The sequence below is a fragment of the Gordonia hankookensis genome, from assembly GCF_014673215.1.
In the GTDB taxonomy this organism is placed as follows: domain Bacteria; phylum Actinomycetota; class Actinomycetes; order Mycobacteriales; family Mycobacteriaceae; genus Gordonia; species Gordonia hankookensis.
Genome location: NZ_JACWMS010000002.1, coordinates 489,690 through 511,088 on the forward strand (window position 1 = coordinate 489,690; position 21,399 = coordinate 511,088).

Annotated in this window: 22 protein-coding genes; 16 read left to right on the forward strand and 6 right to left on the reverse strand. The window is 68.4% G+C overall.

The window, feature by feature from the left end:
• The first annotated feature begins 15 nt into the window (after positions 1–15).
• Genes IDF66_RS09620 through IDF66_RS09630 form a run of 3 tightly spaced genes read left to right on the forward strand, consistent with a single transcriptional unit; the run spans position 16 to position 4,274 of the window.
• Complete coding sequence (locus IDF66_RS09620; protein ID WP_190267417.1) at positions 16–735, forward strand: phosphatidylserine decarboxylase; 720 nt, start codon at positions 16–18, stop codon at positions 733–735.
• A 3-nt stretch (positions 736–738) separates the two neighbouring features.
• Complete coding sequence (locus IDF66_RS09625) at positions 739–1,854, forward strand: CDP-alcohol phosphatidyltransferase family protein (RefSeq protein WP_190266673.1); 1,116 nt, start codon at positions 739–741, stop codon at positions 1,852–1,854.
• Positions 1,854–4,274 (forward strand): AAA family ATPase, encoded by a 2,421-nt coding sequence (locus IDF66_RS09630; RefSeq protein WP_190266674.1) that lies wholly within the window; start codon positions 1,854–1,856, stop codon positions 4,272–4,274. The genes IDF66_RS09625 and IDF66_RS09630 overlap by 1 nt, the downstream gene beginning before the upstream one ends.
• A gap of 149 nt (positions 4,275–4,423) precedes the next feature.
• Here the strand turns inward: IDF66_RS09630 and IDF66_RS09635 are convergent, their stop codons facing one another.
• Together IDF66_RS09635 and IDF66_RS09640 are read right to left on the reverse strand one after the other, a co-directional pair.
• Positions 4,424–5,014, reverse strand: coding sequence for a hypothetical protein (locus IDF66_RS09635; protein WP_190266675.1), 591 nt, complete (start codon positions 5,012–5,014; stop codon positions 4,424–4,426).
• 124 nt (positions 5,015–5,138) lie between these two features.
• On the reverse strand, positions 5,139–5,558 hold the full coding sequence (locus IDF66_RS09640; protein WP_164307731.1) for a hypothetical protein: 420 nt from the start codon (positions 5,556–5,558) through the stop codon (positions 5,139–5,141).
• Positions 5,559–5,635: 77 nt separating this feature from the next.
• Between IDF66_RS09640 and IDF66_RS09645 the strand changes: the two genes are divergently transcribed.
• The 6 genes from IDF66_RS09645 to mnhG are packed head-to-tail and all read left to right on the forward strand — an operon-like array spanning position 5,636 to position 12,062.
• A complete protein-coding gene (locus IDF66_RS09645) occupies positions 5,636–8,548 on the forward strand; it encodes a Na+/H+ antiporter subunit A (RefSeq protein ID WP_190266676.1) in 2,913 nt (970 codons plus the stop codon).
• Positions 8,545–9,147 carry a Na(+)/H(+) antiporter subunit C gene (locus IDF66_RS09650; protein ID WP_190266677.1) on the forward strand — a complete coding sequence of 201 codons (603 nt, stop codon included), beginning with the start codon at positions 8,545–8,547 and terminating at the stop codon, positions 9,145–9,147. The genes IDF66_RS09645 and IDF66_RS09650 overlap by 4 nt, the downstream gene beginning before the upstream one ends.
• A complete protein-coding gene (locus IDF66_RS09655) occupies positions 9,144–10,754 on the forward strand; it encodes a Na+/H+ antiporter subunit D (RefSeq protein WP_190266678.1) in 1,611 nt (536 codons plus the stop codon). The genes IDF66_RS09650 and IDF66_RS09655 overlap by 4 nt, the downstream gene beginning before the upstream one ends.
• Entirely contained in the window at positions 10,751–11,473 is a 723-nt protein-coding gene (locus tag IDF66_RS09660; RefSeq protein ID WP_190266679.1) for a Na+/H+ antiporter subunit E, read from the forward strand. Before IDF66_RS09655 ends, IDF66_RS09660 begins: the two co-directional genes overlap by 4 nt.
• Positions 11,470–11,733: a monovalent cation/H+ antiporter complex subunit F gene (locus IDF66_RS09665; protein ID WP_164307736.1), complete on the forward strand. Its 264-nt coding sequence runs from the start codon at positions 11,470–11,472 to the stop codon at positions 11,731–11,733. The genes IDF66_RS09660 and IDF66_RS09665 overlap by 4 nt, the downstream gene beginning before the upstream one ends.
• Positions 11,730–12,062 carry a monovalent cation/H(+) antiporter subunit G gene (gene mnhG, locus IDF66_RS09670; protein WP_164307737.1) on the forward strand — a complete coding sequence of 111 codons (333 nt, stop codon included), beginning with the start codon at positions 11,730–11,732 and terminating at the stop codon, positions 12,060–12,062. The genes IDF66_RS09665 and mnhG overlap by 4 nt, the downstream gene beginning before the upstream one ends.
• A 34-nt stretch (positions 12,063–12,096) precedes the next feature.
• On the opposite strand, the gene IDF66_RS09675 is transcribed toward mnhG, so the two are convergent.
• The 4 genes from IDF66_RS09675 to IDF66_RS09690 form a co-directional block, all read right to left on the reverse strand.
• Positions 12,097–13,221: a glutamate--cysteine ligase gene (locus IDF66_RS09675; RefSeq protein WP_190266680.1), complete on the reverse strand. Its 1,125-nt coding sequence runs from the start codon at positions 13,219–13,221 to the stop codon at positions 12,097–12,099.
• A gap of 25 nt (positions 13,222–13,246) precedes the next feature.
• Positions 13,247–13,924 (reverse strand): superoxide dismutase[Cu-Zn], encoded by a 678-nt coding sequence (gene sodC / locus IDF66_RS09680; protein WP_190266681.1) that lies wholly within the window; start codon positions 13,922–13,924, stop codon positions 13,247–13,249.
• 68 nt (positions 13,925–13,992) lie between these two features.
• Positions 13,993–14,487, reverse strand: a complete 495-nt coding sequence (locus tag IDF66_RS09685) for a LytR C-terminal domain-containing protein (protein WP_164307740.1) — start codon at positions 14,485–14,487, stop codon at positions 13,993–13,995.
• 69 nt (positions 14,488–14,556) lie between these two features.
• The gene (locus IDF66_RS09690) at positions 14,557–14,931 is read right to left on the reverse strand and encodes a DUF3263 domain-containing protein (protein ID WP_164307741.1); all 375 of its coding nucleotides are present in this window, start codon (positions 14,929–14,931) and stop codon (positions 14,557–14,559) included.
• 275 nt (positions 14,932–15,206) lie between these two features.
• Here IDF66_RS09690 and IDF66_RS09695 point away from each other — a divergent pair, with 275 nt between their 5' ends.
• The 7 genes from IDF66_RS09695 to IDF66_RS09725 all read left to right on the forward strand — a co-directional run bounded on the left by IDF66_RS09695 (position 15,207) and on the right by IDF66_RS09725 (position 21,038).
• Positions 15,207–15,827 (forward strand): peptide deformylase, encoded by a 621-nt coding sequence (locus IDF66_RS09695; RefSeq protein ID WP_190266682.1) that lies wholly within the window; start codon positions 15,207–15,209, stop codon positions 15,825–15,827.
• 32 nt (positions 15,828–15,859) lie between these two features.
• Entirely contained in the window at positions 15,860–16,810 is a 951-nt protein-coding gene (locus IDF66_RS09700) for an N-acetylglutamate synthase, CG3035 family (protein ID WP_190266683.1), read from the forward strand.
• Positions 16,811–16,830: 20 nt separating this feature from the next.
• A complete protein-coding gene (locus IDF66_RS09705) occupies positions 16,831–17,313 on the forward strand; it encodes a ribonuclease domain-containing protein (RefSeq protein WP_317628647.1) in 483 nt (160 codons plus the stop codon).
• Complete coding sequence (locus IDF66_RS09710) at positions 17,310–17,819, forward strand: barstar family protein (RefSeq protein WP_190266684.1); 510 nt, start codon at positions 17,310–17,312, stop codon at positions 17,817–17,819. The genes IDF66_RS09705 and IDF66_RS09710 overlap by 4 nt, the downstream gene beginning before the upstream one ends.
• A 1-nt stretch (position 17,820) precedes the next feature.
• On the forward strand, positions 17,821–18,606 hold the full coding sequence (locus IDF66_RS09715; RefSeq protein ID WP_190266685.1) for an exodeoxyribonuclease III: 786 nt from the start codon (positions 17,821–17,823) through the stop codon (positions 18,604–18,606).
• A 76-nt stretch (positions 18,607–18,682) separates the two neighbouring features.
• A complete protein-coding gene (locus tag IDF66_RS09720; protein WP_190266686.1) occupies positions 18,683–19,660 on the forward strand; it encodes an ABC transporter substrate-binding protein in 978 nt (325 codons plus the stop codon).
• A gap of 7 nt (positions 19,661–19,667) precedes the next feature.
• Positions 19,668–21,038: a SagB family peptide dehydrogenase gene (locus IDF66_RS09725; protein ID WP_190266687.1), complete on the forward strand. Its 1,371-nt coding sequence runs from the start codon at positions 19,668–19,670 to the stop codon at positions 21,036–21,038.
• Positions 21,039–21,399: the final 361 nt, after the last annotated feature.

A 21,399-nucleotide genomic window follows, 5' to 3' on the forward strand; every position in this document is an offset into this window, starting at 1 on the left:
AACAGGAGGTTGATGGTGGCCAGGCGCCCGCGTCCGGACGGAACGCGCAGCGGAGCAGGTCATCTCATCGACCTGGCGCGCGAGACCGTTCCCCCGGTTCACCGGGCGGGACTGCCCTTTGTCGCAGGACCCGCCGCGATCGCGATCATCGGACGCCGCCACCCGTGGATCGCCCGGCCGGCCGCACTCACCGCTGCCGCCTGCGCCGCATTCTTCCGCCACCCCTCCCGCGTGCCACCGACCACCACCGGTGCGGTCGTGGCGCCTGCCGACGGCACCATCGCTCTGGTCGACGAGGCCGTACCGCCACCCGAGGCAGGTCTGGGCGACGATCCGCTGCCGCGGGTGTCGACGTTCCTGTCCATCTTCGACGTGCACGTCCAGCGGGTGCCGATCACGGGCACCGTCACCTCGGTGACGCACACGCCCGGATCGTTCGTGTCGGCAGATCTCCCGGAGGCCAGCAGCGTCAACGAGCGCACGACCATGACACTGAGCTGCCCGGTCGGGCCACAGACCACCCGCGACATCGCCGTCGTCCAGATCGCCGGGCTGCTCGCCCGACGCATCGTCTGCGATCCCGTCGTCGGAGAGCGCATCACCGTCGGGGACACATACGGGCTGATCCGATTCGGGTCGCGCGTCGACGTCTACCTGCCCGCCGGGTCGGTTCCGCAGGTGCGCGTCGGGCAACGTGCGGTTGGTGCCGAAACCGTCTTCGCGGCCCTGGACTGAGCCATGCCGAACGCCCGCAGGCCTGAGCGCTCGACGTCGCATCGCACCCCGACGACCCATGCGACGCGACGCGCCCGCAGCACCGCGACCTCGCCACACCCACCGACCCGGGCGCAGTCCGAACGCGCCCGCTTCGCCAAACAGGCCGCTGTCGGCCGCATGTTCGTACCGTCGGCCCTCACGATCCTCGCGATCTGTGCCGGTCTGACGGCCATCCGGGTGACAGGCACCGGCGACATCAACGCGGCCATGGGCCTCGTGGTGGCCGCGGCCCTGCTCGACGGCCTCGACGGCCGCGTCGCGCGGATGATGGGCGCCACCACCAGGATGGGCGCCGAGATCGACTCGCTCGCCGACGCCATCAACTTCGGGGTCGTGCCGGCGCTGATCGTGTACCTGCACCTGATGCCCGACGAGGACATCGGCTGGGCGTTCACCCTGATCTACTGCTGCGCGATCGTGCTTCGTCTGGCGCGGTTCAACACCCTGCTCGACGATGACGAGGCACCGGGCTTCACCCGCGACTTCTTCGTCGGCGTGCCGGCACCCGCGGCCGCGATCATCGCGCTGCTGCCGATCGGGTTGTCGCAGCAGTTCGGTTCTGGGTGGTGGACCTCGGTACCCGTGGTGGGCGGATGGCTGGTGTTCGTGGCGCTGCTGGCCGTCAGCCGGGTGCCGACGGCGTCTCTCAAGGCGGCGTCGGTGCCGCCGCGTGCGCTGGCCGGCCTGCTCATCGTCGTCGCCATCGGCGCGGCGCTCTTGCTGACGTTCCCGTACGTCCTGATGATCGTCGCCATCGTCGGTTACCTGCTGCACATCCCGTTCGCGTGGCGCAACCGGCGCTGGGTCGCCGAGCGTCCCGAACACTGGGAGGATCACCCCGCCGAACGCCGAGCGCAGCGTCGGGCCATCGCCCGTGCGCAGCCGGGGCGCAGGCGACGGCTGACCACCGGCGGCAAGTCGCAGGCCAGGCTCGGGCTCCGGCGTCCGACCGGTGTGATCGCCGTTCCCGACGACACGGCCGCCGACGTCGCGCCCCCGTCCGAGTCCGAGTCGCCGTCCGAGTCCGAGTCGCCGTCCGAGTCTGCTGCCGACCCGTCGAGCCAGGAGAATCACTGATGCCGGGCAGCGTCCAGCTCACCCTGACGGCACGGGTGAACCCGTCGGCCGCCGATGCGCGGCGCGGGATCGTACGTGTCCACTCCGAGGTGCTCACCGCGCTGGGCCTGCGTGAATGGGATGCGGTCGCGATCACCGGGGCCCGGGTGACTGCGGCGGTCGTCGCGGAGGCCGGTCCCGGGACGCCGACCGGGACCGCGCTGCTCGACGACATCACATTCTCGAACGCGGGCGTCCGGGAGAACGCTTCGGTGGTGGTGGCACCGGTGCAGGTGCACGGCGCCACCCGCATCACGGTGTCGGGTTCGGCGCTCGCCACGCGGTCGGTCGACGAACCGACGCTGCGACGCGCACTGCTCGGCAAGGTGATCTCGGTCGGCGACGCGGTGTCGTTGCTGCCGCGGGATCTCGGACCGGAGTTCACCGCCGGTGCGGCCACCCGCGCCCTCGCGGTGTCGGTCGGCATCACCTGGACCAATGAGCTCCTGACGGTCGCGGCCACCGATCCGGCCGGACCGGTCAGCGTGCAGACCAACACCGCCGTTCTGTGGGCGGGCGACGATGCCGGGAAACCGTCGTCGCCGACCCCGCCGACGGCGCTGGGATTCGCGGCGTCACAGCCGTCGGCGCCGGCACGCCGGACCTCCGGGAGCACGACCACGCCCGGTGTCACCTCGCACAGATCGTCGTCGACCACCGTGATCCGCCCGGTCTCCACCCTGGTCGGCCTCGACGGCCAGGTCGCCAGACTCACCGAGTGGCTGACGATCACCCTCGACGAGCCGGAGGTGCTGAGGACGCTGGGGGCCGCACCTCGTCTGGGTGTCCTGGTCACCGGTCCCGCAGGTGGTGGCAAGGCCACGATGGCCCGGTCGGTGTGCGCGGATCGCCGGGTGACGACGATCGACGGACCGACCGTCGGTGCGCTGGAGGCCGGCGCCCGACTCGAGGCCGTGCGGTCGGCGATCGCCGATCTCCGTGAGCGCGGCGGTGTCCTGTTGATCACCGACGTCGACGCGCTGTTGCCCGCGCCGAGGGAACCCGCGCCTGCCGAACCGGTCTCCACACTGATCCTCGACGAGTTGCGTGCCGCGATCGCCGACCGCGGCCACACGGCTCCGGGTGATCCCGGCGGCACGATCGCGTTGATCGCGACGACCGCCGAGTCCGTGCGTCTCGACAGTCGGCTGCGCGATCCGTCGTTGTGCGATCGGGAGCTGATCATCGGTCTGCCCGACATGGCAACGCGTGCCCGGCTGCTGGGCGTCATCCTCACCGACGTCCCCACCGAAGGTCACCTCGACCTCGACCTGATCGCCTCGCGCACCCCGGGTTTTGTCGCAGGCGATCTGGCCGCGCTGGCACGGGAGGCCGCGTTGCGCGCGGCCGCTCGGGTGACCGGCGCCGGGAGCGAAGCGAGCGGGCCACATGACACCGGCGCCGGGAGCGAAGCGAGCGGGCCGAATGACACCGGCGCCGGGAGCGAAGCGAGCGGGCCGAATGAGACCCCTGCCGACGACAAGCCACGCATCGCGCTGCGTACCGACGACCTGGTCGGGGCACTCGAGGTGATCCGCCCGGTCTCGCGGATGGATTCACCGGAGGTGGCGCTGGGGTCGCTCACCCTCGACGAGGTCGGCGACATGGTGGAGACCAAGCAGGCGCTGACCGAGGCTGTGCTGTGGCCGCTCCAGCATCCGGACACCTTCACCCGGCTCGGTGTGGAACCGCCGCGTGGTGTGCTGCTGTTCGGTCCACCGGGCTGTGGCAAGACGTTCGTGGTGCGGGCGCTGGCGGCATCGGGCCGGCTGTCGGTGCACACGGTCAAGGGCGCGGAACTGATGGACAAGTGGGTCGGGTCGTCGGAGAAGGCGGTGCGTGATCTGTTCGATCGGGCGCGTGAGTCGGCGCCCTCGCTCATCTTCCTCGACGAGATCGACGCCCTGGCGCCGCGACGCGGTCAGTCCTCCGATTCAGGCGTCGGCGATCGTGTGGTGGCCGCCCTGCTGACCGAGCTCGACGGCGTGGAACCGCTGCAGGATGTGGTCGTACTCGGGGCCACCAACCGGCCGGACCTGATCGATCCGGCGCTGTTGCGGCCGGGCCGTCTCGAACGTCTGGTGTTCGTGCCGCCGCCGGATGCGGCCGCTCGTGCCGAGATCCTGCGCGCCTCGGGCCGCAATGTGCCGCTGGCCGACGGTGTGGATCTCCAGGCGTTGGCCGACGACCTCGACGGCTATTCGGCAGCCGATTGTTCGGCGTTGTTGCGCGAGGCAGCACTGTCGGCGATGCGGCGCGACATCGACGCCGCGACCGTGGGCCCGGCGGATGTGGCGGAGGCACGCGCGCGGGTCCGTCCGTCTCTGGACGCGGCGCAGGTGGAGAACCTACGCGCATACGCCGAGCGGCGTGTGGAGTAGCGCGACCACCCGAGGGCGTGGAGAGGGCGGCCGTCGTTGACGAGCCGGGTCGTGTGCAGCGGTGCACGACGGTCGGCACCGCTGCACACGAGGTCGGAGGCCATGCGGCTCCCGTCACCTCGCTGCTCCCGCCCTGAGCGGGGAGCACGTCAGGACGTGGTCGACCCCTGGGTGGGCGCGGTCTGACCGGGCATCTGTCCCTGGCCCGTCTGGCCGCCGGGCATCTGGCCCAAACCACCCTGGCCGCCCGGCATCTGGCCCATTCCACCCTGACCACCCGGCATCTGACCCATTCCACCCTGACCACCCGGCATCTGGCCCATTCCACCCTGACCACCCGGCATCTGACCCATCCCACTCTGGCCACTCTGACCACCCGGCATCTGACCCTGGCCGCCGGGCATCTGGCCCATACCGCCCTGGCCGCCGGATCCCATGCCACCGCCCGGCATGGTGCCGCCCGGCATGTTCATGCCAGGACCCTGGTCCGACGACGACGAGTTGCCGGCGAAGTAGCCGGCACCGAACCCGATCAGCGCGAACACGACGGCGATCCCGATACCGCCCGCGATGACCGCGTTACGCAGCTTGTCGGTGACCACGGTGGTCGGGGCAGGGCGATCTCCCTGCGGTCCGGCCTGGCCGAACACGTCGGTCGGCGTGGCGTCGGGTCCTGGTGCCGTGGCGTGCTCGGCCGGCTGCTCGGTCGAGGCGATCGTCGCCCCCTGTGGTGTGGACATCGGTGTTGATCTCACTTTCTACGACAGGTGAAAGAGACATCCACCCTGCGGTCGCCGACTGACCGTGCCCTGCCCCGCACCTGTCAGTTCACTGTGAGATCGGACCAATCGGACAGCGAACCTGTCAGTCGACGCTGATCTGATAGAACACCGACGCCCCGCCACCGGCCGCCCCCGCGGCGGTGCCCACCTGCACCCAGTAGGTGGCGCCCGCCTTCTCGGCCGACAGGATCACCACCTTCTGCCCGCCGTCGGAGCTGCGCTGGGATTCGGTGAAGCCGGCATCGGTGAGAGAGGTCACGGCGTTCTCGAGGACATTCCCCGAGTCACGGCCACCCTGCACGGTCACCGACCATCCGTCTGCGCGAGTTCCGTCGGCCGTCAGCACAGTGCCGTCGACCAACGGGACCTGCCCGGTGGGAAAGTCTTTCGGCAATGCCGCACCGTCGGGTGCGTCGTCGCCGTCGGACCCGCAACCGGTCATCAGCAGCGCGGCCGCGAACACGACCGCGAGCAGCATTGACAGCCTGTCGAAGCGCATCATGCCAGCAACGGTAAGGTAGAGCGGGCGGGCGTTGCCCGTGACACCCCGCCCGAATCTGCGAAAGACGGTGTGCCCACTTGATCTCCGTGTTGGCTGCGCTCGCGCTCTGCGCGCTGCTCGCGCCCCCGGTGATCACGTGGCTGGGTACCCGGGGTTTCTACGTCCTCGCACTCGCTCCGGCGGGCGCTCTGATCTGGGTGATCGTCAACTGGCCGCAGCAGGGGCAGCCGCCCGTCGTCGAGACGGTGAAATGGGTGCCGGTCCTGCAGATGGACATCGTCACCAGGTTCGACACCCTGAGCGCGATCCTGTCGGTCCTCATCCTCGGTGTCGGCGCGCTCGTGCTCTGCTATTGCGCCCACTACTTCGACGATGCCCGGCCACGTGTCGCCGTGTTCGGCGGCGAGATGATCGCCTTCGCGGCGGCCATGTTCGGCCTGGTGGTCAGCGACAACATGCTGGTTCTCTATGTGTTCTGGGAACTGACAACGGTGCTGTCGTTCATGCTGGTCGGGTTCTACGGCATCCGCGCCACCGCGCGCCGCGCCGCGACCCAGGCGCTGCTGGTCACCACCGCAGGTGGCCTTGCCATGCTCGTCGGCATCATCATGCTGGGCGAACGCGCCGGCAGTTACCTCCTCTCGGACATCCTGGCCGATCCGCCCGCCAGCAGCGCCTACATCGACTGTGCGGTGGTCCTGTTGCTCATCGGCGCGCTGAGCAAGTCCGCGATCGTACCGTTCCACTTCTGGCTTCCCGGTGCCATGGCCGCGCCGACCCCGGTCAGCGCCTATCTGCACGCGGCGGCCATGGTCAAGGCGGGCATCTATCTGATCGCGCGCCTCGCCCCGGCCTTCTCGACGACGCCGAGTTGGCACATCGCCGTCGTCGTCCTCGGCATGGTGACGATGGTCCTCGGCGGATGGCGCTCCCTGCGCGAACTCGACCTCAAACTCGTGCTCGCGTTCGGAACGGTCTCCCAGCTCGGTTTCCTGGCAGTCCTGGTCGGCATCGGCGATGCGAACGTCGCCATGGCCGGTATCACGATGCTCGTCGCGCACGCGTTGTTCAAGGCCGCGCTCTTCATGGTCGTGGGCATCATCGACCACTCGACCGGTACCCGCGACATCCGCAAGCTGGCCCGGCTCGGCCACCGGTTGCCGGTGCTCGCGCTGACCGCGGCGGTGGCCGGGGCCAGCATGGCCGGGTTGCCGCTGACCATCGGTTTCGTCGGGAAGGAGACGGCCTTCGGGTCGGTGTGGGACTCCGGCGCCTATGTGCCGTGGCAGTCCGAGACGATCGACATCGTCCTGCTGGTCGGTTCGGTCATCACCTTCGCCTACACGTGCCGGTTCCTCTGGGGTGCGTTCGGCCGCAAGGTCCGCTCCACACCGAGCCCGGCGGTCGCCAAGATGCATCCGCCGACGCCGATGTTCCTGGCCGCCCCGATCCTCCTGGCGATCGGCGGCGTGGCGGCGGGCATCTTCAGTCCGCTGGTCGGTGACCTGTTCGAGCCGTACGCGCAGACCCTCCCGAGCTACGGTCACGAGCTCGAGCACCTCGCGATGTGGCACGGCTTCGGGCTGCCGGTCGTGTTCTCCATCATCGTGATCGTCGGCGGGGCGCTGCTGTTCCTGCTGACCCGGCGCCTGCGTGAACAGCTCTTCCGGTACCGCCCGATCCTCAACGCCGACCGCATCTACGACGCGACCCTGCGCACCGCCGACACCCTCTCCCTGCTGCTGACCCGCAACACGCAGCGCGGCTCACTGCCCATCACGCAGGGCGTGATCCTGTCGACGGCGATCGTGGTGCCCATCGCGGCGCTTGGCTGGGGGTCGCGGACGCGCCTGGAGATCGCCGGGTTCGACACCGCGGTGCAGTTCGTGATCGGCGCCATCATCGCGGTCGCCGCAGTGGCCGCGGTCCTGCTGCGCAATCGTCTCGCGGCCACCCTCGTCGTCGGGCTCACCGGCTACGGCTCCGGCATGCTCTTCGCCCTCTACGGCGCACCCGACCTCGCGCTCACCCAGTTCCTGGTGGAGACGCTCACCTTGGTGATCTTCGTGCTGGTGCTGCGCAAACTGCCTGCCGAACCCGAACCCCGTCACGCCACCGGATTCAAACCGCTACGCGCTCTCATCGGCGTCGCGTTCGGCGCGTCGCTGGTGATCATCGGCCTGTTCGCGGCGGCCGCACGGTCCGAGCAGCCGCTGCACGTCGACATCCCGGCCGCTGCCTACGAGTTCGGCCACGGCGCCAACGCGGTCAACGTGCTGCTGGTCGACGTCCGGGCCTGGGACACCCTCGGCGAGATCTCCGTGCTCATCGTCGCGGCAACCGGCGTGGCGTCGATGGTGTTCCGCAACCGGCGGTTCGGTGCGGCCCCTCGCGTCGCCGATGCCGCTCGCCTGCAGGCCGGGATCAACGGTGAGGATGTCGACGACCCGATCCCACCGGACCGCACCCGATGGCTGCTGGGCAGCGATTTCCGTGACCCGCGACACCGCTCGATGGTGCTCGAGGCGACCACTCGACTGATCTTCCCGACCATGGTCGTGCTGTCGGTCTATTTCTTCTACGCGGGTCACAACGCGCCCGGCGGCGGCTTCGCCGGTGGACTCACCATGGGCCTGGCGCTGGTGCTGCGGTATCTCGCCGGCGGACGATACGAACTCGGCGAGGCGCTGCCCATCGAGCCGGGACGCATCCTCGGTGCGGGGCTGGCGGTCTCCGCGGGCACTGCGGTGGCCTCGTTGCTGCTCGGCGCGCCAGCCCTGTCGTCGGCGGTCTTCGAGATGACGCTGCCCGTCCTCGGCCACGTGAAGCTCGTCACCGCGCTCTTCTTCGACCTCGGCATCTACCTCATCGTGGTCGGTCTGGTCCTCGACGTCCTGCGCAGCCTCGGCGCCCGCCTCGACGTCGAGTCCACGGCCGCCGACAACACCCCCGCGCCCGTGCGCTCGACCGTGGGGGAGGTGCCGCAGTGAGCATCAACCTCGGACTGCTGATCGTCATCGGCGTGCTGGCGGCCTGCGGCGCCTATCTGTTGATGGAACGCAGCCTGATCCGCATGCTGTTCGGACTCCTGTTGTGCGGCAACGCGATCAATCTGCTGATCCTCGTGGTGTCCGGAGGCACGGGGAACCCGCCGATCCTGGGCCGGTCGTCGGAGAGCCGCGCCGCCGATGCCGATCCGTTGGCGCAGGCGATGATCCTGACTGCCATCGTCATCACCATGGGCGTCGCCGCCTTCGTGCTGTCGCTGGTCTACCGCCTCTTCGTGATCAACCGCGACGACGACGACCTCGAGGACGACACCGAGGACGTGAAGATCCTCAGCGGGTCGCTGAACACCGCTCCTGACCGCGACCGCAGCGACGACCCGGTCACCCTGGCCGACACCGCAGCGGGCGACCTCTATGACGACCAGGGCAATCCGCTCACACCGGAGGAGTTCGCGGCCCGGCACGCGGAGATGATCGAGACCGACCTGATGCCCGAAGACGCCGACGTGGTCGACGAGAACGTCGACGACGGCGAATCCGCGAGCACCACCTCCGACCCGACCGATGGAGCCCACCGATGATCCCGCAGACGTCGTGGGTCCCGGTGCTCATCACCCTGCCCACGCTGGTGCCGATCGTGGCGGCCGCTCTCACCCTGCTCGGTGGACGAAGCCCGCGCTTCCAGCGGGCGATCGCGGTCGGCGCGATCTCGGTGGCGTTCATCGCATCATGCCTGTTGCTCTACCTGACCAACGCACACGGCACGTTCGCCGTCACCATCGGCGGCTGGGGCGACAAGGGCTTCCCGAACGGACCACTCGGCATCACGCTCGTCGTCGACCAGCTCGCCGCCCTGATGCTGGTGGTGTCGACCATCGTGCTGCTGTGCGTCGTCGTCTACGCGGTCGGCCAGGGTATCCGCGACGGGACGTCGCAGCAGCCGGTGTCGATCTTCCTGCCCACCTATCTGATCCTGACCGCCGGTGTGTGCAACGCCTTCCTCTCCGGGGACCTGTTCAACCTGTATGTGTCGTTCGAGGTCCTGCTCGCGGCGAGCTTCGTGCTGCTCACGCTGGGGGCCAGTCCCGAGCGAGTGCGCGCAGGCGCGTCGTATGTGATGGTGTCGATGGTCTCGTCGCTGATCTTCCTGTCCGGGATCGCCTTCGCCTACGCGACCACCGGAACGCTCAACCTCGCCGAGATGGCCGCCCGCCTCGATCACGTGCCCGACGGCACCCGCAACGCGTTGTACGCCGTGTTGCTCGTCGCCTTCGGCATCAAGGCAGCGGTGTTCCCACTGTCCACCTGGCTGCCCGACTCCTACCCGACCGCCCCCGCGCCGGTCACCGCGGTGTTCGCCGGCTTGCTCACCAAGGTCGGCGTGTACGCGATCATCCGGGCCCACACCCTGCTGTTCCCGGGTGGGTCGATGGACAACGTGCTCCTGATCGCGGGGCTGCTCACCATGTTGATCGGTATCTTCGGCGCGATCGCACAGTCCGACATCAAACGACTGCTGTCGTTCACCCTGGTCAGCCATATCGGCTACATGGTGTTCGGCATCGCATTGTCGTCGCGGTTCGGGTTGTCGGCGGCCATCTACTACGTCGCCCACCACATCCTCGTGCAGACCACGCTGTTCCTGGTGGTGGGACTCATCGAGCGTCAGGCCGGGTCGTCGTCGCTGCGCAGGCTGGGCGGGCTCATCGCGACCCCGGTACTCGCCGCGCTGTTCCTGATCCCGGCCCTGAATCTCGGTGGCATCCCGCCGTTCTCCGGATTCATCGGCAAGGTCGCACTCCTCGAGGCCGGCGCCCAGGACGGCTCTGTGCTGGCGTGGGTGCTGGTCGTCGGCTCCGTGGTGACGAGCCTGCTCACGCTCTATGTCATGGCACGAGTGTGGACCAAGGGTTTCTGGCGTGCCCGCGCGGATGCGCCGGAGGGCGATCTGGCCGACAAAGCCCCGTCGGCCCTGATCGACGAGAGCACCGACATCGCCTTCGACGATCGGGCCGACGTCGGCCGGATGCCGATCGGCATGGTCATCCCGACCGCGGTGATGGTCGCGGCCGGACTCGTGCTGACCCTCTGGGCAGGTCCGATCATCGGTTTCACCGATCGGGCGGCCGCCGACATCGCCGACCGCGGCATCTACATGCAGGCTGTACTCGGAGGTGACGGCCGATGAAGAACCAGTCCGCGGCGCGTCCGGTGCGCGCACGCATCATCACCGCCTGGCGAGTGTCTCTGCTCTTCATCTTCTGGAACGTGGTGAGTGGCTACGTCTGGGTCCGTGATCGGGTGCGCATCCCGCGCTGGCTCGGGAGCGATGGCCGCGAGGTCGCGGTCCGGCTCTGGAGCCTGGCCTGGCTGACCTTTGTCTGGGTGTTGCTCTGGGGCACCATCTCGTGGGCCAACATCATCGGCGGTCTGGTGCTGGCGACCGCCATCGTCACCCTGTTGCCGCTGCCGCGAGTGCCGGTCGAGGGACGCATCCACCCGATCGGACTGCTCGTCCTGATCGGACGGCTGATCGTCGACTTCTTCATCTCAAGCGCCCAGGTGGCGTGGGCGGCGATCCGACCGGGAAAGCCACCGCTCGGCGCGGTGGTGCGGGTCCGTCTGGCGATCAAATCCGATCTGGTCCTCACCCTGGCCGTGGACTACCTCAACCTGGTGCCCGGCACCATGGTGCTCGAGATCGACCACCGCAGGCGCATGCTCTACATCCACGTCTTCGACGTCCGCAACGAGAAGCGTCTGGTGGCGTTCCGCAAGCAGGTCGCGTTCGTCGAGCGGGCGTTCATCCGGGCGTTCGAGCGCGACAGCGAGTGGCATCCGAGTCCGTACCACGGAATCGACGAGGACTACCACCGCGTCGCACGGGCGAACGGGGGTGAGCGATGACCTACGTCTGGGTGATCGTGAGTGCGATGTTGATGATCGCCGCGGTGCTGACCACCATTCGCGTCCTGCGCGGTCCCACCACGCTGGACCGGCTCGTCGCGCTCGACACGGTCATCGCACTGTGTATGTGCGGACTCGGTGCGTGGGCCGCGTACAGCCGCGACTCGACGGTGGTCCCGGCCATCGTCGCGCTGTCGCTGGTGAGTTTCGTCGGGTCGGTGGCCATCGCCCGTTTCCGAGTGAGGGATGACGAGACATGATCGGTGACATCATCTCGTCGGTGCTGTTGCTCCTCGGGGCGACGATGGCGCTGACCACCTCGATCGGCATGCTGCGCTTCCCGGACACGCTGAGCCGTATGCACGCGTCGACCAAGCCGCAGACCTTCGGCCTGCTACTGGTCCTGATCGGCGCGATGATCCGCCTCGGCCGCAACGTCGACGTCGGGATGCTGGTCTTGGCCTGCCTGTTCGCCCTCATCACCGCGCCGGTGATCGCGCACCGCATCGGCAGGCTGGTCTATCAGGAGCAACGGGCACGCGACGGTCTCATCGCACGCGAGGACATGGAGTCCGGCACCCGCGATTAGCGCGGGCGCGATGCCACGCGCCCGGACCCGACCGTCACTCCAGCTCGCCGACCACCGAGTTCACCACCGACCGCAGGTCACCGGTGCGTCGATAGACCTCCCGCTGGCGCTGGTAACTCGTACCGCGGGTGGCGATGTCGGCGACGCGAGAGAGTTCGTCGACGCAGTTCAGGTCCTGGGCCACCGGTGCGAGCCGGGTGAGTACGTCGGCGAGATCGTCGGTCACCAGGCGCTCGGTGCAGTCCGAATCCAGGATGACGATGGCGTCCAGCCCGTATCGCGCTGCGCGCCACTTGTTCTCCTGAACCAGCCACGGCGCCATCTGGGGCAGGTCCTCGCCCGCCTCGAGCCGCCGATCGAGATCGACGACGAGACAATGGATCAGCGCGACCAGCGCCGACAGCTCGCCGAGATTGGTCATCCCGTCGCACACCCGGACCTCGATGGTGCCCAGGTGCGGCGACGGCCTGATGTCCCATCGGATCTCGTTGAGGTGATCGATGATGCCGGTGGTCATCTGATCGGTGACGAAGCCCTCGAACTCGGCCCAGGTACCGAACTGGAACGGCAGACCCGCCGTCGGCAACTGCTGGAACATCATCGCGCGGTTGCTGGCGTAACCAGTGTCCTGCCCTGCCCACATCGGCGACGACGCCGACAGCGCCAGCAGGTGCGGATAGTAGTTCAGCAGAGCGCCGAGGATCGGTAACACCTTGTCGCGGTGGCTGATCCCGACGTGCACGTGCACGCCCCAGATCAGCATCTGACGTCCCCACCACTGGGTGCGCTCGATCAGCTCCGCGTATCGGTGTCCCTCGGTGAGCAACTGCGTCGACCACTCGGCGAACGGGTGGGTGCCCGCACCGTACAGATCGACACCGAGTTCCTCGGTGAGGCCGCGGACGCCGTCGAGTGTGGCGGACAGATCCGCGATCGCCTCGGGCGTGTCACGGCAGACACCGGTGACGATCTCGACGGTGTTGCGCAGGAGTTCCTTGTGTACCTTGCCGCGACGCTCCGGCACCCGCTCGGACACCAGCGCGAACAGATCCGCGGCCGAGTTCGACAGATCGCCGGACACCTTGTCGGTGAGGGCGAATTCCCATTCGACCCCCAGCGACGGGGTCGGTGAACCGTCGAACTCGATCGGCGTGATCATGACAGCGGATCAGACCCGCATCGGATCACTCGTGGGCCTCGATGACCCCACACGCCAGCCGATTACCCGCATCGCCGGTCTTCATCGTCTGCTCGTCCGGCGCCGGAGCGTATCGGGTGGGGATGTTGGCGAAGTTGTCCGCCTTCTCGTGGATGACGATCGCCTTCCCGACGATCTGGCCCAGGTCCACCGCGTCGGTGGTGGTGACCGTCTCGCCGGTGCCGTCCTTCAGGACGTTGATGGACACGAGGTCTCCACTGGACGGATGACCGGTGTGCCCGGCGACCTGGAGGTGGCCGCCTGCGCTCGAGAACGCCTCGCTGCCGCCGGTCTGGCAGACGCCGTTCTGGTGGATGTGCATGCCGTGGAAGCCTGCCGGGATTCCGCTCTCGGCGTTCACGCGCACCGTGACCTTGACCGACGACCCGCTCGGCGTGAACGTCGCCTCGCCGATCGACTTGCCGCTGTCGTCGATCAGGTTCGCGGTTGCGTCCCCCTGGGGTGAATTGCCTGCGCCGTCGGCGTCGTCGACCGCACCGGGAGGCGCCTGGTTCCCGGTCACCACCGACGGGGTGGTGCCGGGTGTGTCGGTCGCCGGCTCGTCGGGAGTACATGCGGCCAACGCCGCGCCGACGATGCCTGCTGCGGCCAGCACGGCCAACGTGCGACGGGTCGAATTGCCGGGTTTCGATCTGACGGTCATGTCACTCCTTGTGATCTGAACGGACCCTGGTCTGGCGGACTGTCATCGGGGCACGGGTCGAGCCGGCGTCATCGGGTGACCACGACGACCGGGATACCGTCCGCGCACTGCGTGAACGACGACGGGCGGGACTCAACGCTCGCATCGCCGCCGAGTGCTGCCGCCACCTCGTCGGCGGCCGCCTTCTGGCCGTCGTCATAGAAGATCGTGTTCTCCGTGATCGACGACGTGGTGATGTTGCCGGGAGAGGCGGTCTGGAAACCCTTGGCCTTCAGATCGTCGGCGACCTGGCCGGCCAGGCCCGACACCGAACCCGCGTTGAAAACGCACAGTTCCGGCGTGTCGGCCGACGCGCCGGTCGACGGTGACGCGGAGGCCGATGCCGCGCTCGGTGCCGCTGCCGACGTCACCTGGCGCTGGGCCTCCTGCAGGTCCTGCTCGGGATTGTCGCCACTGGTCGCAGCGGAATGCCAACCCAGTCCGATGCAGACGATGGCCAACGCCAGCAACAGCATGGCACCGGCGCGGAGCGGCAGCCGGCTCGGTTCACGATCAGGATTCATCACCGAGAACCTTACTTCACATCCGATGGTGCGCCGGGCGCGGTCGCCGCTGCTGCGAGGCCGGTGCGATCAGGTGATCTCGAAGCCGAGGCGACGGGCCGCGCGAGCCTTCTGACGCGACGCCCGCAACCGCCGCAGACGCTTGACCAGCATCGGATCGGCGGCCAGTGACTCCGGCCGGTCGACGAGGGCGTTGAGCACCTGGTAGTAGCGGGTGGCCGACAACCCGAAAAGCTCCTTGATGGCCTCTTCCTTGGCTCCCGCGTACTTCCACCACTGCCGTTCGAACGCGAGGATGTCGTGCTCACGACGGGACAGGCCATCCGGACCGACCTCGTGCGGGTCGGCGGGATTGGTCACATCGGCGGCAGCGTCTGTCTGGGTGGGGTCTGTGGGTGTGGGTTGATCGCCCTGCTTCTGGCTTCGCGCAGCTGCGCCGTCCATCTCGCTCCCTCAAGATCGCCTCGTGCACATCACATCGCGGGATATGGTCCCCCGACCCACCGGCCCGAACAAAACTCCACCGAACCGGATATTCAGGTCGCCGAACAAATCACAGCAATGTGGTTCGGTGATCATCTAACCACGATCGGCGAGCCGGTTCGTGGTGTGACTCGCCACGACACTCCGTTCACCGGATGTGGCACGCTCACATCCACTCCCGTCGCCACGGCGACACATGGATGAGCCGCCCGAGGTCGCTCGGTAATCTGTCCGGCATGGCAATCCTCCCGATCTGCATCGTCGGCGAGCCGGTGTTGCATCACCCCACCGAACTCGTCGAGCTCGATGCGCAGCGTCGTCCGGCGGCGGAGCTCGTGACGCTTCTCGACGACATGTTCGCGACCATGGACGCGGCCAACGGCGTCGGCCTGGCCGCCAATCAGGTCGGGGTCGGCAAACGCATGTTCGTCTACGACTGCCCGGAGGGCGAACGGTACGAGGCGCGGCGGCGCGGCGAGGTGATCAACCCGGTACTCGAGACGTCGGAGATCCCGGAGACCATGCCCGATCCCGACGACGATGACGAGGGCTGTCTGTCGGTGCCGGGCGAGCAGTTCCCGACCGGGCGTGCCGACTGGGCTCGCGTCACCGGAGTCGATCGCAACGGCGACGAGGTCGTCATCGAGGGCACCGGCTTCTTCGCCCGCATGCTGCAGCACGAGGTCGGCCATCTCGACGGATTTCTCTATGTCGACGTGCTGATCGGTCGCAACGCCCGGGCCGCGAAGAAGACCATCAAGCGTCAGGGCTGGGGTGTGCCGGGATTGACCTGGCTACCCGGGGCCGTCGAGGACCCGTTCGGGCACGACGACGCCGGGCACGACGACGAGGACTGAGCCGTGGATGCCGTGACCGGGCTGTCGCGCCGATGAGCGAGCCCTTCGTCGGCGACCGGATCGTCGTGCGCTACCGCCTCGGCGACGCCACCCCCACGGACTGGCGCGGCGATCCGGCGGCCGCACAGTCGGACGTGACGGGCATCCTGCGCGCGGACGGGGATCCGCTGGTCATCGACCGGGACGGCACACCCGAATCCATCCCGCGGGCGGCGGTCACGTCCATCCGGCTCCTGTCCCGGGTGACGGTGCGCAACTCGGAGATCCGGGCCGTCGAGGCAGCCGCTGCGGCGGCCTGGCCGGGCACCGAATCGGCGATGGTGTCGGGCTGGCTGTTGCGGGCGGGCGGCGGGTTCACCCGACGCGCGAATTCGGCGGTGCCGGTGGAGTTCGGTGCCGACACCGATGCCGACGCGATCGCCGCGATGCGCGGCTGGTACTCGGCTCGCGGTCTGCCGACGATGATCGCGCTCCCCGAGCGGCTCATCCCGGCCGGGCACATCGACGGCCGCCCGCGCAGTGGCGAGGTGCAGATGTTGGTCCGCGACCTCGCCGGCGCCCCGGCCGCCACCTCGGAGGTCCCCGTCCGGCTGGCCGCCGCACCGACGGGCCCATGGCTGCGCGCTTATCGCGGCGTCGACGTCGACGTCGAGGTCGCCGCGGCGGTGGTGGCCGCATCGCGCGGACCGGTGGCCTTCGCATCGATCGGCGACGACGACGATCCGGTGTCCATCGGTCGCGCCACGGTCACCGAGTCGACCGACGGCACCCGGTGGCTCGGTCTCACCGCGCTGTGGACCTCGTCGGCCCGGCGCCGCGAAGGGCTCGCCGGAGCAGTGCTGTCGCGTCTGGTCGATTGGGGTGCCGAGCACGGCGCGCAGCGGACCTATGTGCAGGTCGAGGCGGACAACCGAATCGCCGGGACCTGGTATCGCACCCTCGGTTTCGGCCTGCATCACACGTACCGGTACGTCGAGATCTGATGGTCTCGTAGGGTAAATACGTGGTGGCGGCGAGCGCGAGCAAGCGGCGGCAGGCGATCCTGTCGGTGGCCACCGTGGTGGCCATCGCCGTCGTGGCGGCGCTGACCTGGGCCCTCAGCGGCGCAGGCGACGACGGGTCGACGACCGCCGGCTCGTCGACGACGGTGAACTCGCCTGCATCAGGACAATCGAGCTCCGCTGCGCCGGGAGCCGTACCCGCACACGCCCTGCACACCCTCGCTCTGATCGACGCGGGCACCTGGCCCGAGGCCGCCGATGCCCCCGGCACCCGCGGCGGGGACATCTTCCGCAATTCCGAGGGCAACCTGCCGGAGACCGACGGCCGCGGACGCCACATCACGTATCGGGAATGGGACGTCAACCCCAAACAACCCGGGCAGAGCCGCGACGCCGAGCGGATCGTCACCGGTAGCGACGGCAGCGCCTGGTACACCGCAGACCACTACCGCACCTTCGTCAAGATCCGGGGGCCCGACCTGTGACCAGCTCCGAGCACACCCCGATCCCGCTGGCACAATTCGTCTCTGCCGCCGGGCGTTTCGGTCCGGTGGCCGGCGTGCTCACCGCGCCCCGGTTGTCGTGGGTCCCGGACGACCTCACGGTGCGGTCCGTCGACGCCGACCGGATGACCACCGTCGCCGCGCTGTTCGACGAATTCGCCCGGGCCTGGTCGTTTCCTGATCATTTCGGGCACAACCGCGACGCGTTCGACGAGTGCATGCGCCACCTCGACCCGACTCCACCGGACGTGCGCGCGCCGTCGGCCTACCTCACCGTGATCGAGAACGCGCCGCGCCTGCTGAGTCACGAACCCGATGATCTGCGCTGGTTCGCCGGATCCCTCGAGTTCTACCGCGACCATTACCGCGACGTCGCCGACCCGACCGCCGCCTTCGCCGTCGCACTTCTGAGTCCACCAACCCGCCGTCGACGGGTCGAGACACGCTGGCACGACGCAGGCTCGCCGGTCGCCCTGATCGAGAGCTGACATGCGCATCGCCACCTGGAATGTGAACTCCATCCGTGCGCGCTCGGAGGCCGTCGTCGGCTGGATGGAACGCAACGACATCGACGTGCTCGCGATGCAGGAGACGAAATGTCGCGACGACGAGTTCCCGCTGATGAGTTTCCTGGCCGGCGGCTACGACGTCGCCCATATCGGAACCGGCGGGTTCAACGGGGTCGCCATCGCCTCCCGGATCGGTCTCGACGAGGTGGAGACCGGCTTCGAAGGTCAGCCGAGCTTCGGTACCGAACACACCGCACCGGTGCGGGAGGCCCGCGCGATCTCCGCGCGGTGCGGCGCGATACGGGTGTGGAGCCTCTACGTCCCCAACGGCCGGTCCCTCGACGACCCGCATTACCGGTACAAGCTCGACTGGCTGCGCAGACTCCACGACATCGGGTCACTGTGGCTGGCCCACGACCCCGCGGCGCAGATCGTCCTGGCCGGTGACTGGAACATCATCCCGACCGACGAGGACGTGTGGGACCCCGCGCAGTTCGACGGCAGGACCCATGTGTCCGAACCCGAACGGGCCGCCCTGGCAGCAATCCGGGCTGCCGGATTCCACGACTCGGCCCGCCCGTACGCCGATGCGTACACCTTCTGGGATTACACCCAACTCCGATTCCCGCGCGACGAGGGCATGCGGATCGACTACCTGCTCTGCTCCCCCGCCTTCGACGACCGCGTCCGCGGCGCCTTTGTCGACCGCAGCGCCCGAAAGGGCAAGGGTGCCAGCGACCATGCCCCGGTCGTCCTGGAGATCTGAGCATCCGGGACCAGGGCCGACAGCGATCACGACCATCGACGGAAACGCCGGGGTGAGCTTAGGCTAAGCTGCTCGCATGACTCGTCCGTTGCGTGTTTTCTTCGTGATGATCACCGTGCTGGTGACGACGATGCTGGCAGTCAGCGCCTGTAGTGCGCCGGACGAAACCGATGGGGGCGGTGCCCCCATCCAGGTCAACACCTCCAAGGGCTCGGTCACCATCAACGGCGTACCCAAGCGAATCGTCGCCCTCGGCGCGCAATGGATCGACGTCGCACTCTCGTTCGGCGTCACCCCGGTGGCCTATCTCGACAACATCCAGGTCCTCACCGGCAAGCCCGCGCCGTGGTCGAGTGACAAGCTCAAGGATTCGACGGCGATCAGCACCGACGACGTCGTCGCCCAGGTGGCCAAGGCGAAACCGGATCTGATCCTGGCGACCTCGTACATGGCCGACGGTCAGCCCGAGATGTACAACCAGATCTCCAAACTCGCGCCGACCATCCCCGGCATCACCGGCAAGCAGATCGACCCCTGGCAGGACATGGTCACCTTCCTGGGAACCGTGTTGCGACAGCCGGAGAAGGCCAAGGAGATCACCAGTGGCGTCGACTCGAAGATCGATGCCACCAAGAACGAGCTCCCCGGCCTCAATGCCAAGACGTACACGATGGCCTACATGTACTCGAACGATCAGATCCAGGTCCTCGGCGATCCGAACGACGGCGCAACCTCCTTGTTCAGCTCGCTCGGCATGAACATCGCCCCCGCTCTGGTCGCCGGCTATCGACGCAGTGGTCAGCCGCGATACCCCATCTCCACCGAGAACGTGCCACTCCTCGATTCCGACCTGCTGGTCATCACCGCCAATACCGATCAGTTGATGTCGTCGCTGCAGAAACTGCCCGGATATCGCAATCTGCGGTCGGTGCGCAGCGGTGCCGTGAGTCGTCTGACGGTCGCCGAGATCGGCGGGCTGAACGAGCCGACGCCGCTGTCCATCCCGTACCTGCTCGACAAGATGCATCCGGCGATGGAAAAGGCCGCCGGCTGACGACCCGATGACGAACCCGACATCGGCGACTGCGCCACAGACCGTCTACACCCTCACCGATGGCGCGCGTTGCCTGCTAGGTGGCGGCGGCGTCGCCGTCCTGCTGCCGGCCAAACAGCGCCTCGACGGGTTGTCCCCTGGCCAGATCGCGACCCTGCGAACGCTCAACGAGGGACCACTGCGGCCGGCCGACGACCCCGACGCGGACACAGTCGACCTGCTCGACCGTCTGGTCGCCGCCGGGGTGGTCTCGCTGACCGTGACCGCAGGCCGGCGGGATCTCTACTCGCTACGCCCCTTTCGCCGGCCGCCCCGGCCCCGCCCGCTCCCACGCTCGGACGCGTTCGAGCTGTCACGATTCACCGTGGTGCGGCGCAACGGCACCGACATCGTCGCCGAGCATCCTCGATCCTGGTGCGACGTCGCGGTCCACGACCCGGAGACTCTCGCGACGCTCGTCGGGCTCGGGTCCTCCGCCCTTCCTGCGGAGATCCGCGACCGGCTGGCCGCCGATCTGGCGTGGTCGGGTCACGCGGTCGAGCCTGGCGCCGAGGACCACGACTTCGCCACGCGCAGTTGGAGTCCGCACGAGCTGTGGTTCCACCGGCGCAGCACCGTCGGAGATCGCGGCACCAGCTGGGCACATTTCGGACCGACCCGGTGGGCCGACGGCGAGTTCGAGCCGCTGCCGGCGCGCCGCGAACCCTACGACGGCGAGCCGATCTCCCTGCCCACACCCGACCTCGCAGCATTGCGGCGCGACGATACCCCGCTCACTGCCGTCGTCGAGGACCGGAAGTCGGTGCGTGACTTCGATGATCGGCATCCGCTGACCACCGAACACCTCGGCGAGCTCCTCCACCGGTGCGCCCGAACCCGCGCGGTCCGTACCACCAACGCGAATCGCACTGTCCCCGAGGAACTCCCGTCGCGACCGTTTCCCTCGGGTGGGTCACTCTACGAACTCGAGGTGTATGCGGTGGTGCGCATCGCCGACGGCGTCCCGGCCGGGATGTATCACTACGATTCCTTCGAGCACGTGCTGCGTCCGGTGGCGCCGTACGACAGTCCCGCCGTGCGCAGGCTCGTCGCACCCGCCTCACTCACGCTCGCCGACGGCCAGCTCCCGCAGGTGCTCCTCGTCCTCGCCGCGCGACCCGGCCGGATCATGTGGACCTACGAGCAGATGCCGTACGCGGTGATCCTCAAGCACGTCGGGGTCCTGACCCAGACGCTCTATCTCACTTCCACCGCAATGGGTTTGGGCGGTGTGGCACAGGGCTACGGCGACACGGCGGCATTCGCCGAGGCCACCGGCACCGATGAGCTCACCGAGTGCAACGTCGGGAGTTTTGTCGTCGGTACCCCGAAACGGTGAGCACGGCGGCGTAACCGCGGGATGAGATCCGAATCGCCGCAATCCTGGCCCGCGTCAGCCTGATCCACGTCCCACCCGACGATGTCGCAGAGTTCGATCACGCGGTTGCGCGTGCCTGGCGATGGACCGCCCACCGACTCTTCCAGGCGCTGCCCGACGCCGGACCACGACCAGCTACCCGAGGTGCTGCATGGGCCGATCTGTCGGATCGGCACGATGTCGTCCGGTGTGCGATGACGGCTACCGCCCGCCGCGAATTCGCTCTGATCGATCTTGTCGGTGCCATCTCGTAGTGTTGGCACCAGCAGGAAGAAGAAGACGAAGCGCGCCCCGTGTCCACTTGCCGGCCCGTCGCACAGAA